15 protein-coding genes and 1 pseudogene are annotated in these 11,380 nt (G+C 64.1%); 6 read left to right on the top strand and 10 right to left on the bottom strand.

What is annotated here, in order from left to right; all coding sequences use genetic code 11:
• From JHC57_RS03375 to JHC57_RS03365, 3 genes and pseudogenes are all read right to left on the bottom strand, one after another.
• Nucleotides 1-955: pseudogene (locus JHC57_RS03375) on the bottom strand (DNA-directed RNA polymerase subunit beta); the annotation flags it as partial.
• Between the two features lie 229 nt (nt 956-1,184).
• Nucleotides 1,185-1,850: a DUF4197 domain-containing protein gene (locus JHC57_RS03370; protein ID WP_294028662.1), complete on the bottom strand. Its 666-nt coding sequence runs from the start codon at nt 1,848-1,850 to the stop codon at nt 1,185-1,187.
• A gap of 35 nt (nt 1,851-1,885) precedes the next feature.
• A complete protein-coding gene (locus tag JHC57_RS03365; protein ID WP_294028660.1) occupies nt 1,886-2,173 on the bottom strand; it encodes a 4a-hydroxytetrahydrobiopterin dehydratase in 288 nt (95 codons plus the stop codon).
• Between the two features lie 51 nt (nt 2,174-2,224).
• Between JHC57_RS03365 and JHC57_RS03360 the strand changes: the two genes are divergently transcribed.
• The 5 genes from JHC57_RS03360 (at nt 2,225) to JHC57_RS03340 (ending at nt 4,743) form a co-directional block, all read left to right on the top strand.
• Nucleotides 2,225-2,653 carry a metallopeptidase family protein gene (locus JHC57_RS03360; RefSeq protein ID WP_294028658.1) on the top strand — a complete coding sequence of 143 codons (429 nt, stop codon included), beginning with the start codon at nt 2,225-2,227 and terminating at the stop codon, nt 2,651-2,653.
• Nucleotides 2,650-3,234, top strand: a complete 585-nt coding sequence (gene ccmA / locus JHC57_RS03355; RefSeq protein ID WP_294028656.1) for a heme ABC exporter ATP-binding protein CcmA — start codon at nt 2,650-2,652, stop codon at nt 3,232-3,234. Before JHC57_RS03360 ends, ccmA begins: the two co-directional genes overlap by 4 nt.
• Nucleotides 3,231-3,878, top strand: coding sequence for a heme exporter protein CcmB (locus JHC57_RS03350; RefSeq protein WP_294028654.1), 648 nt, complete (start codon nt 3,231-3,233; stop codon nt 3,876-3,878). The genes ccmA and JHC57_RS03350 overlap by 4 nt, the downstream gene beginning before the upstream one ends.
• Nucleotides 3,875-4,285: a VOC family protein gene (locus tag JHC57_RS03345; RefSeq protein ID WP_294028652.1), complete on the top strand. Its 411-nt coding sequence runs from the start codon at nt 3,875-3,877 to the stop codon at nt 4,283-4,285. The genes JHC57_RS03350 and JHC57_RS03345 overlap by 4 nt, the downstream gene beginning before the upstream one ends.
• A 74-nt stretch (nt 4,286-4,359) precedes the next feature.
• Entirely contained in the window at nt 4,360-4,743 is a 384-nt protein-coding gene (locus tag JHC57_RS03340) for a YciI family protein (RefSeq protein WP_294028650.1), read from the top strand.
• A gap of 90 nt (nt 4,744-4,833) precedes the next feature.
• Here the strand turns inward: JHC57_RS03340 and rplA are convergent, their stop codons facing one another.
• From rplA to JHC57_RS03305, 7 genes are all read right to left on the bottom strand, one after another.
• Nucleotides 4,834-5,532 (bottom strand): 50S ribosomal protein L1, encoded by a 699-nt coding sequence (rplA, locus tag JHC57_RS03335; protein ID WP_294028648.1) that lies wholly within the window; start codon nt 5,530-5,532, stop codon nt 4,834-4,836.
• Between the two features lie 4 nt (nt 5,533-5,536).
• Nucleotides 5,537-5,968 (bottom strand): 50S ribosomal protein L11, encoded by a 432-nt coding sequence (gene rplK, locus JHC57_RS03330; RefSeq protein WP_294028646.1) that lies wholly within the window; start codon nt 5,966-5,968, stop codon nt 5,537-5,539.
• A 155-nt stretch (nt 5,969-6,123) separates the two neighbouring features.
• Nucleotides 6,124-7,062, bottom strand: coding sequence for an acyl-CoA thioesterase II (locus tag JHC57_RS03325; RefSeq protein WP_294028644.1), 939 nt, complete (start codon nt 7,060-7,062; stop codon nt 6,124-6,126).
• Nucleotides 7,063-7,116: 54 nt separating this feature from the next.
• The gene (gene nusG, locus JHC57_RS03320) at nt 7,117-7,653 is read right to left on the bottom strand and encodes a transcription termination/antitermination protein NusG (RefSeq protein ID WP_294028642.1); all 537 of its coding nucleotides are present in this window, start codon (nt 7,651-7,653) and stop codon (nt 7,117-7,119) included.
• 35 nt (nt 7,654-7,688) lie between these two features.
• On the bottom strand, nt 7,689-7,886 hold the full coding sequence (gene secE, locus JHC57_RS03315; protein ID WP_294028668.1) for a preprotein translocase subunit SecE: 198 nt from the start codon (nt 7,884-7,886) through the stop codon (nt 7,689-7,691).
• A 159-nt stretch (nt 7,887-8,045) separates the two neighbouring features.
• Nucleotides 8,046-9,392, bottom strand: a complete 1,347-nt coding sequence (locus tag JHC57_RS03310; protein WP_294028640.1) for an MFS transporter — start codon at nt 9,390-9,392, stop codon at nt 8,046-8,048.
• Nucleotides 9,393-9,477: 85 nt separating this feature from the next.
• Nucleotides 9,478-10,083 (bottom strand): TetR/AcrR family transcriptional regulator, encoded by a 606-nt coding sequence (locus tag JHC57_RS03305; protein ID WP_294028638.1) that lies wholly within the window; start codon nt 10,081-10,083, stop codon nt 9,478-9,480.
• A gap of 142 nt (nt 10,084-10,225) precedes the next feature.
• Here JHC57_RS03305 and JHC57_RS03300 point away from each other — a divergent pair, with 142 nt between their 5' ends.
• Nucleotides 10,226-11,380 (top strand): efflux RND transporter periplasmic adaptor subunit, encoded by a 1,155-nt coding sequence (locus JHC57_RS03300; RefSeq protein ID WP_294028636.1) that lies wholly within the window; start codon nt 10,226-10,228, stop codon nt 11,378-11,380.

Here is an 11,380-nt window from a genome sequence, read left to right as displayed (position 1 = left end):
CGTTGATCAGGTCATAGGCCGAGTAACGGCCGAAGATTTCCTCGGTCGGGATCAGCAACGTGTCGAGACCGTCCTTCGCCGCCTTGTTGGCAAGGCGCGGGCTGATCTTGTGGCCCGCGGCGAAGACGACTTCGCCGGTCTTGGCGTCCACTACGTCGAACGCGGGCTTCGCACCGCGCCAGTTCTCGACGACGAACGGAACCTTCCAGCCGTTCGCCGCACGCTCGAAGACGAGGCGGTCATAGAAATGGTTGAGGATTTCCTCGCCCGACATGCCCAGCGCATACAGAAGGCTGGTGACCGGCAGCTTGCGCTTGCGGTCGATACGGACATTGACGATGTCCTTGGCGTCGAATTCGAAGTCGAGCCACGAACCGCGATACGGGATCACGCGCGCGGCGAACAGGAACTTGCCCGACGAGTGGGTCTTGCCGCGGTCATGGTCGAAGAGCACACCTGGCGAACGGTGCATCTGCGACACGATAACGCGCTCGGTGCCGTTGACGAAGAAGGTGCCGTTCTCGGTCATGAGCGGCATGTCGCCCATGTAAACGTCCTGCTCCTTGATATCGAGGACCGAACGGGTGTCGGTTTCGCTGTCGACCTCGAAGACGATCAGGCGCAGCGTGACCTTCATCGGCGCCGCATAGGTGATACCGCGCTGACGGCATTCCTCGACGTCATACTTGGGTTCTTCGAGTTCGTAATGGACGAAGTCGAGTTCGGCGGTGCCGGCGAAATCGCGGATCGGAAAAACGCTGCGCAGCGTCTTTTCGAGACCCGAAACATAACCGATCGAGGGATCGGACCGCAGGAATTGTTCATAGGATTCGCGCTGCACCTCGATGAGGTTGGGCATCTCCACCGCTTCGTGGATGTTGCCGAACAGCTTGCGGATTCGCTTGCTTGCGGTAGCTTCGAGGGCCTTGCCCACCGACTTCGCCTTGGTCGCCATAAGTGATTGTCTCGCCTTGGATAAAATAGCTCGCGAGCGCGGGAGAGACGCAAAAAGGCCGCGACGAACCGTTGCCGGTCTACCGCAGCTTTCCAACGCATCTCGAAATCCCGAACGCCCTATCCGTACAGCCCGCTGCGCAAAGTCAGGCTCTATCTCGGACGATCGGGTATGACGGCCATATAGGATCCGGGGCCTGTGGTGTCAACGGCAGCCCCGGATTCAAATCCTAGAAAATCCCCTTCAGCAACGCCGCCGGGTCGCGCCGCAGCGCAGCCTCCTCGTCCGCCATATAGTGAAATATACCCTTCAGCGCCTGCTCGGTCACGGAGCGTGTCAGCCCGTCGCGCGTCAATCCGGCCGAGGCCATGAGCTGATTGCCCCGCGACAGCTGGTCGAGCTGGCGAAAGGCCCCGACATTTTCGAGTGCCGACCCGACCAGCGGCGACACCTTGCCGAACAGCACATCGCCAGCGCTCCGCTGCAGATAGTGCGTTGCGCCGTCATTCCTCGACACCAGCCCCGGCGCGTCGGTCCAGCGCAGATTGTCGATCGCCGCGCGAAAGACCGGCTTCGCCTCGCCCGCCGCCCTGCCGCCGGCATCGTTGAGGCTTTTGGTCAGATTGGTGGTGAGACCCAGCTTGTCGCCCATGCCGAACAGCTTCGACGCAAGCTTGCCGTTCGCTCCGGGCAAAAGGATGCGCACCGCCGTATCGCGATAGAAGGCGCCCGGCTCCGCCAGCCTGTCGAGCGCGCCGTCGGACGCATTGCCGATCAGGCCTTTCACGCCGCTGGCGGGCAATTTGGCAAGAGCCCACGGAGCGTTGGCCAACGCAACCGCCCCGGCGACGCCCGTCAGCACCATCCGCCGCATCATGATTTCGTCCAACGCCATAGCAAGTCTCCGATGGCAATTTATCACCAATGCCGTCAGAGCAAAGCCTCGATCGCCTCGGCAAGCTTCGCGTCCCGCTCCGACAGGCCATCGGCGTCGTGCGTCGTCAACAGGATGTCGACGCGATTGTAGACGTTCGACCATTCGGGATGATGATCCATCTTCTCCGCGATGATCGCCACGCTCGCCATGAAACCGAAAGCCCGCGCGAAATCATCGAACTCGAACCGGCGCGTGATCGCATCGCGCGACGGTTCGTGCGACCATTCCGAAAAGCGGGCGAGCAACGCGTCGCGCTCGGCATCGTCGAGTTTCCGGACCATCTTCTTTCTCCCGCTGGTCAATATCGTGCCGCCGCCATAAGGAAGGCTGCGATGAGCGACAAGTCTGCCCTTCCCGATTTGCCCGCCGGATGGACCGGCGGCGCCCCCGATGCCGATGCGCTGTTCGCGATGGCGGAGGCGGCGCTCAAAACGATGCCCGCGGTGTTTGCGTCGCATATCGAGGGCGTCGTGATTTCGATCGAGGAATTCGCCGACGACGAGGTGCTGGCCTCGCTCGATATCGAGCATCCCTACGATCTCACCGGGCTTTACGAGGGCCGACCGCTGACCGAACGCAGCATCGGCGAGAGCGGCGGGATGCCCGACCGGGTGACGCTCTATCGCATCCCGATTCTCGTCGAGTGGATCGAGACCGGCGAGAGGCTCGAATGGCTGGTACGCCATGTGCTGATCCACGAGTTCGGGCATCATTTCGGCTTCTCCGACGACGACATGCACACGCTGGAAGATATGGCGTGACCGAGCTTTTGCGGCTCGACAATGTGGCGTGCATCCGCGGCGACCGGTTGCTGTTCGAAGGGCTGTCGCTGGCGCTCGGTCGCGGTGACGCGCTGTGGCTGCGCGGGCCGAACGGCGCCGGCAAGTCGAGCCTGATCCGCCTTGCCGCCGGCCTGCTGCGCCCCGCCTTCGGCACGGTCGAGCGCCGCGAGCGGGTCGCGCTGATCGACGAGGCATCGGCGCTCGACGCTGAACTGCCGCTGCGCCGCGCGCTCGATTTCTGGGCGCGGGTCGATACGGTCGACGGCCATGCGGTCGACCGCGCGATGGACGAAATGGCGCTCACGCCGCTCGCCGAGGTGCCGGTGGCGATGCTGTCGACCGGGCAGCGCAAGCGCGCCGCAATGGTGCGGGTGATCGCGAGCGGTGCGCCGATCTGGCTGCTCGACGAGCCCGCGAACGGGATGGACGAGGCGGCGCAGGCGCGGCTCGTCGCGGCGATTGCGAAGCACCGCGCGAATGGCGGGGCGCTGCTGCTGGCGTCGCATTTCGCGCTCGGAATTCCCGATCTGGCCGAACTCGACATGGGGACACTCGCGTGACCGCGCTCATTGCCCTCTTCTGGCGCGATCTTCGCCGCGCGTGGGGCAGCGGAGCGCTTTGGTTGCCGGTGCTGTTTTTTCTGCTTGTCGCGACGGCGTTTCCGTTCGCGGTCGGCCCCGATGCACCGTTGCTGCGACGCGCGGGCGGCGGGATGGTGTGGGTCGCGGCATTGCTTGCCGCCCTGCTCCCGATCGACCGGCTGGTGCGGCCGGACAAGGATGCCGGCGTTCTTGACCAACTGGCAGTGCGAGGGTTCGCCGACGAAGTGATCGCGGCCATGAAGATTGGCGCGCATGCCATTGGTTTCGGGTTGCCTTTGTTGATCGCGCTTCTTCCCGTATCGGCGCTGCTCGCGCAGGACGCGGCGCGCGTCGAGACGCTCGCGATTGGCATCGCCATCGCGGTTCCGGCGCTCGCCTCGCTCGTGGTGCTGAGCGCGGCGCTGACCGCGAACCACAAGGGCGGCAGCGCGATCGGCGGGCTGCTCGTGTTGCCGCTTGCGGTGCCGCTGCTGATCTTCGGCGCGGGGATGCTCGACCCTTCGGGGCGCGGGGCGGTGAAGCTGCTCGCTGCGTCAAGCCTGTTGCTGACCGTGATCGGGCCGTTCGCGGCGGGCGCGGCGCTACGGGGTCTCCGCGAATGACGCGCCAGTCGCTCGCACATATCGCCCTCGTCGTGCGCGATTATGACGAAGCGATCGATTTTTATGTCGGGACCCTGGGTTTCACGCTCGTCGCCGACGATTATCAGCCCGCGCAGGACAAACGCTGGGTGCTGGTGGCGCCGCCGGGCAACCCGCCGGGCGGCGCGACGGTCCTGCTCGCGCGCGCATCGAATGCGGAACAGGCGGAATTTATCGGCAACCAGTCGGGCGGGCGCGTCTTCCTGTTTCTGCAGACCGACGATTTCGCGCGCGACTATCGGCGCCTGCTCGACAAGGGCGTGCGGATCGAGCGCGAACCGCTGGAGGCCGACTATGGTACCGTCGCGGTCTTCCTCGATCTCTATGGCAACAAATGGGATCTGATCGAATTTCGGAAGCAGGAGTGATCGCCAACGGCGATTGACGAACGCCGGAATTCCGCCGAATTCCCTTCCCTTCGGATATCCATCGAAGTTGTCCGGTGGAACTTCCGGAAACGGCCACCGGTTCCGAATCCGGAAGCGAGGATTACCAGATGCCGAAATTCATGACGATCGGGTACGGCGAGCGGGCCGGCTATGACAAGATTTCTGCCAATGCGCGGGCGGCTGCCCATGCCAATGACGATCTGCTAAAAAGACGCGGCGCGCTTATGGGCATTGCCGGACGGCCTGTGCAGGTCCGCAATCCCGATGCCGGCGGTGCCGAAACACAGCAGGGTGCCTTCATGTCCTCGTCCCTGCCGGTTGCGGGCTTTGCCTTGATCGAAGCGACCGATCTCGCCGAGGCGATCGAACTGGTTTCAAAATCGCCCTGCGCGGTGGCTCATGGCGTGATCGAAGTCTGGCCGTTCGACGAAGGCTGACACGCGCCGATTTCCAGCAGAACCGGAATGCAGCCAGAAAAAAGGGCCGGAGTTTCCCCCGGCCCTTCCCTTAAATCGTTGCGGTGCCGATCAGGCGCCGGCGACGTCGGCCGTGTCGACCTTCACGCCCGGACCCATCGACGACGACAGCGCGACCTTGCGGACATATTTGCCCTTGGCACCGGCCGGCTTCGCCTTGACGATCGCGTCGACGAAGGCGTCGAAGTTCTGGCGGAGCTTTTCCTCGCCGAACGACAGCTTGCCGAGGCCGGCGTGGATGATGCCGACCTTTTCGACGCGGAATTCGATCTGGCCACCCTTGGCGGCCTTCACGGCTTCGGCGACGTTCGGGGTCACGGTGCCCAGCTTCGGGTTCGGCATCAGGCCCTTCGGACCCAGCGTCTTGCCGAGGCGGCCGACGATGCCCATCATGTCCGGCGTCGCGATGACGCGGCCATAGTCGAGGTTACCCGCGAGCATGTCTTCCATCAGGTCTTCGGCACCGACCTTGTCGGCGCCGGCGGCCAGCGCCTTGTCGGCGTTGTCGCCGCGCGCGAAGACCGCGACCTTGACGTCCTTGCCAGTGCCGGCGGGCAGCGTGACGACGCCGCGGACCATCTGGTCGGCGTGACGCGGATCGACGCCGAGGTTCATCGCGATTTCGAGCGTTTCGTCGAACTTGGCGGTCGCCAGTTCGCGCACCAGCTTGATCGCTTCGTCGACGCCGTGCAGCTTCAGCGCGTCGACCTTGCCCTCGAGGGCCTTCTGCTTCTTGGTCAGCTTTGCCATCGGATCAGCCCTCCGTCACTTCGAGGCCCATCGAGCGGGCGCTGCCTTCGATGATCTTCGTCGCCTGTTCCAGGTCGTTCGCGTTGAGATCCTTCATCTTGATCTCGGCGATTTCGGTCAGCTTCGAGCGGGCGATCTTGCCGCCGCTGATCTTGCCCGGCTCCTTCGAACCCGACTTCAGGTTCGCGGCCTTCTTGATCAGATAGGTCGCCGGCGGCGTCTTCGTGACGAACGAGAAGCTCTTGTCGGCATAGACGGTGATGATGGTCGGGGTCGGCGTACCCTTGTCCAGGGAATCGGTCGCGGCGTTGAACGCCTTGCAGAATTCCATGATGTTGACACCGCGCTGACCGAGCGCCGGCCCGAGCGGCGGCGACGGGTTGGCGGTGCCGGCGGGCACCTGCAGCTTGATATAGCCGCTGATCTTCTTGGCCATGACGGCCTCCTTTCTTTCTGTCGACTCTCCCCAAGGGGAAAGCCTCAAAATAAGCGGTCGAACAGAAGGGCATCACCCCTTCCTCCCGCGCGGAATCACGTCCTTGTCTGACGCGAAGCGGCGCCCATAAGCGCAAAGGCGCCGGAAAACAAGCCTTATGCGTCCGGAGCGGGCGAGGTGACGCGGAGCAGGCCTTCCTGCATTGCCGATGCGATGAGCGTACCGTCGCGGCGATAGATCAGTCCGCGGTTGATTCCGCGGCCACCACCCGTCCAGTCGCTGTCCATCACATAGACGAACCAGTCGTCGACGCGGATATCGCCATGGAACCACATCGCGTGATCGAGGCTGGTCGAAAACAGCCCCGGCGTCGACCAGGTGAAGCCGTGCGGCAGCAGCGACGAGGACAGAAGGCCCATGTCCGACACATAGGCAAGGAAGGCGCGGTGCAGCAGCGGATCGTCGCCGATCGGCGCCGCGAGCCGGTACCATTGATAATGTTGGGTTCCGCGCTCGGTCGAAGCCGGGCGGAAATTGCGGGTCTCGAACGGCCGCAGCCGCGCCATGCGTTCGAGCTGCGCATCGCTGACATTGGGGTCGGCCGCCAGATTCTCGACCAGTTCGGGGCATTCCTCGGGCGGCAGCACGTCGGGCATCGGCGCCTGATGCGTCGCGCCGGGTTCGGGCGCATGGAAAGAGGCGGTCAGGTTGAAGATGACCTTGCCGTCCTGGCGAACGACGACGCGGCGGTTCGCGAAGCTGCGGCCGTCGAAGTCGCGGTGAACGCGGAAATGGAGCGGCTTCGCCTCGTCGCCGCCGCGCAGGAAGTAGGCGTGGAGCGAATGCGCCGGCTTGCCCGGATCGACGGTGCGCGCCGCGGCGGCAAGCGCCTGCGCGATCACCTGCCCGCCGAAGATGCGCTGGCGGGTCGGCTTGTCGAACGCGGGAAAAGTGAACTCGTCCTCAAGCCCCGGTACCGGGTCGAGTTCGAACAGGCGCGTGACCGCCGCCACGACCTTCTCCGGCGAGAGGGTCGCCTGAATCGTACGGGCGCGATCGATGCGAGCCTGGATCTCGTCGGGAGAAAGGCTCATGCGCTGGTTCCATTCAGTGGATTTCGCGCGCGCCCGCAAAGGCGCGCCGCGATATTATTTGAAGCGTTCGACCTGTTCGAAGTCGAGTTCGACCGGGGTGGCGCGACCGAAGATCGACACCGACACCTTGACCCGCGCCTTTTCGAAATCGAGTTCCTCGACCAGCCCGTTGAAGCTGGCGAAGGGACCGTCGAGCACCTTGACCTGATCGCCGATTTCATAGTCGACGCGGATTTCGGTCTTCGGACGGGCCGCAGCCTCTTCCTTGCTGTTGAGGATGCGCGCGGCCTCGGCTTCGCTGATCGCCTGCGGCTTGCCCGACGAACCGAGAAAGCCCGTCACCTTCGGCGTGTTCTTGACCAAGTGATAGACATCGTCAGTCATCGTCAGCTTGGCGAGGACATAGCCGGGAAAGAACTTCCGTTCAGCCTGCACCTTCTTGCCGCGCTTCACTTCGGTGACGGTCTCGACGGGGACCTCGACCGCTTCGACGAAGTCGGTGAGGCCCATGCGCTCGGCCTCTGCGAGCACCGAATCGCGAACCTTGTTCTCGAAACCCGAATAGGCGTGAATGATGTACCAGCGCGCCATGTTTATCCGTATCCTGTCCCTGTAATCGCGCGCGATCAGCGCGCGAGCGACGTCAGCCAGCTGACGATCGCGTTGAAAACCGTGTCGACGCCAAAGAAGAACAGCGAGAGGATCGTCGTCATGATCAGCACCATGATCGTCGTCTGCACCGTTTCGCGGCTCGTCGGCCACACGATCTTCTGGGCTTCCGCTTTCACCTGGTTGATGAACTGCCCGGGGCTGGTCTTCGCCATGTCGATCGTCCTGTCCTTCATGCGTCAGTGATCCGGGCCAGATGGGTTGCCGCCCCCGACGCGTCAAGCGCGCTTTGGGCAATAGTCCGCCCACCCTCCCCGACGATGTCGGCGAAAGGCGGAAGGAGAGCGGCGCATCTGTCCGAATGAAAGCGGCCTTTACTTGGGCGGCGCGGCGATTGCAAGTGCAGGCGCGCGGGCAAGCTCGCGCTGCATCAGGACCAGCAGACCGACCATGATCATCCAGCTCGCCGTGGGTTGCAATGCGAAGACGAAATGCAATGCACGCGCTGTTGCCTCGCCGTTTCGCGGATCGAAACCGACGAGGTCGAGCAGAAGATAGCTGACCGCGATCGCCGCGGCGACGCCGAATTTCTGCATCAGGTTCAACAGCGCGAAGAGAAAGGCCGAGCGCCCGCGCCCGCAGCGTTCGGCATCGCGCGGGATCAGGTCCGCGAGCATCGAATAGGTGAAAAGCAATCCGACGAAGCCCGTGCCGAGCATGAGCGAGAAGCCGACCGCCTGCGCCAGGCCGCGGGGTTCCTGCATAAGGGTCGCGACGAGCAAGCCGGAAATCAGGAGTCCCATCGCCATCATCATCGGCGGCTTGCCGAAACGGCGCGCGAGAAAGGTCCAGACCGGCGACGCGAGCGCGCCGCCGACGAAACTTGCAAAGAGCAGTACCGCGCTCTGCGCATCAAGATCGAGCACCGCAGCGGCGAAGAAGACGAAAAGCGCGGTCAGCGAGCCGAAGGCGAAGCTGTTGAGAAATTGCACGCCGAGCAGCAGCAGCAGCGGCGGAAAAGACAGTGACGCGCGTATCTCCTGCCGCCAGCCGATGCCGGGTTCGGCGACGACCGGGCGAAGTGGAACGCGCCGGATCGCGAGCAGCGCGATCGGCACCATCAGGAGGAAGAGGCTGGCATAGGCCATGATTCGCCCCTGCAGGCTGATACCCGGGATCAGCAATTGCGCCGCCGCCGGCGCGGCAAAGGCGAGGATCAGCGCGACCTTCGCGAACCAGTCGCGCATGCCGTAGAGAAGCGCGCTGTCCGCCGGCGTATGCACCAGCGCCGAACCCCAGGAGAGCTGCGCCACCTCGTAAAGGCTGTAGCTCGAATAGAAGAGCACCATCATCAGGAAGAGCGCGGCGAAGGGCAACCGGTCGCCGACCGTCACGAGCGCGAGCAACAGCAGTGACAGCGGCCCAATCGCGATGAGCATCCAGCGCCGATGGGCGCCGGGGCCGGTGCGAACGCGGTCGATCACCGTGCCGATCAACGGATCGACGACGCCGTCCCATATGGTGGTGAGCGAGAAAAGCAGTCCGACCAGCGCCACCGAAATCACCCCTCCCTCGGCAATATAGGGCGGCAGATAAACGCTGAACGGCAGGCCGAGGATTACGGTCGGCCCCGCCGTCCCGGCATAGGCGGCAACGGTCCGGGGACGTAACGCGGGCGCTTCGTCGGCCGACAGGGCCGAAGGCAGGGCGGTACTGGCCAATGCGCTGGACTCCCGTTTCAGGAGTTCCCACGCTTTCAGCTATTTACAACCATGTCAACATGTGCGCGGCGACCGGAGACAAGTCCTACCGGATCTTGAAATGCGAAAGGAAAGGCTGAAGCCGCCAGTCGATCTGCTCCGGGTCCAGCCACTCGACGTCGATCCCCATCAGCGTGTTCAGCATGGAATCGCCGACGACGATATCGAAAAACAGGCGCGCCGCGGCATCCGGGCGGTCAATCTCCGCCCTGCCCGTTGCCGCCCATTCAGCGAACAAATCGATCAGCTCCTCCAGTGCCGGCACATGAAGATCGTGATATATCTGCATCGCGAATTCGTGGTCGCGCAGGCTTTCGGATATCAACATGCGCATCAGGGCGACCGCGTGCGGCGATTCCATCAGTTCCTTCTGGCAGTGCGCATAGCTCTTCAGGATTTCGACGCTCGACAGCCCCCGCGTCGCGTCGTCGTCGAGCGACCTCAGCATCGCTTCGTCGCTCCAGCGCGTCGCGATCGCGCGCAGCAGGCCCTGCTTGTTGCCGAACAACTCGTAAAGCGTCGCGAGGGAGCCGCCCGAGCGCTTCACGATTTCGGCGAGGCTCGTCCGTTCATATCCCTGTTCGAGGAACAGCGCCTCCGCCGCGTCGAGAATCGCGCTTTGCCGCCGCTTGCGTGGTGATGATCTATCCATTTGACATATGGTCGTTTCCGACGTGTCCAATTTACGCCCCCTCTTCCCTTGCTCTTTTCTGTAATTTAAATTACACGGCGCATCAGCGCAAGCTTTTGCGTATAACCAAATCCCGCACAACTGCGATTTTTCAGGGGTCCATATGAGTCGCGTCCGCCCTCTCAGCTGCGCCGCCGGCGCTGCGCTGGCCTTGCTGCTGGCATCCTGCTCGTCCGAGGCGCCGCCGGCTCCGCCGCCGCCAGAGGTCAATATCGTGACGATCCGTACGCAGGCAGTACCGAATGTTATCGAACTGCCTGGCCGCGTGCAGGCTTATCGCACGTCGGAGGTGCGCGCCCGCGTCAACGGCATCGTCGAGCGCCGCCTGTTCAACGAAGGCAGCTATGTTCGTGCCGGGACTCCCCTGTTCCGCATCGATCCGCGCGAACTGATCGCGACCGCCAATGCCGCGCGTGCGCAGCTTGCCCGGGCGCAGGCCACCGCCGCCAATGCGCGGCAGGTCGTCGCCCGCTACCAGCCGCTGCTCGCCGACCAAGCGATCGGCAAGCAGGAATATGACGCCGCCGTCGCCGCGCAGCGCACCGCCGAAGCCGATGTGGCGGCGGCGCAAGCCAATCTGGAATCGGCGCGCCTCAACCTCGGCTATGCATCGGTGACGGCACCCATTTCGGGCCGCGCCCGCCGCGCCGAAGTCACCGAGGGGGCGCTGGTCAGCGCAGGGCAAGGCACGCTGCTCACGACGATCGAACAGATCGACCGGGTTTACGTCAATTTCGGCCAGTCGAGTTCGGATTTGCTCGCAACGCGCCGCGACATGGAGGCTGGCAAGGTCAACGCGCCGCAGATCGAGCGTGTTGAGGTGCAACTGATTCTCGAGGACGGCACCGCTTATCCGGTCACGGGTCACCTCGACTTTTTCGACCTCTCGATCGACGAGGCGACGGGCACCGCGGCGCTCCGCGCCGAATTTCCGAACCCGACCTCGGCGCTGCTGCCCGGCCAGTTCGTGCGGGCGCGGATCTTTGCGGGCGACCGCGCCGACGGCGTGCTGATCCCGCAGCGCGCGGTCAAGCTGGCCGCAGACAATGCGAGCGTGATGGTGCTTGATGCCAAGAATGTCGCGACTCCGCGCCCGGTGAAGCTCGGCACAATGGTCGCCGGGCAGTGGGCGATCCTCGACGGGCTGAAGCCCGGCGACCGGGTGATCGTCGACGGATTGCAGAAGGTGCAGCCGGGCCAGCCGGTGCGCGTCGCGCAACCCAAGGGAACCGCGTCGACTCCCGCGGCGAAGCGCTGA

Source organism: Sphingopyxis sp. (assembly GCF_016463645.1).
In the GTDB taxonomy this organism is placed as follows: Bacteria; Pseudomonadota; Alphaproteobacteria; order Sphingomonadales; family Sphingomonadaceae; genus Sphingopyxis.
Note: the sequence above shows the minus strand (reverse complement) of the source record. Positions and strands in the feature narration are given on the sequence as shown.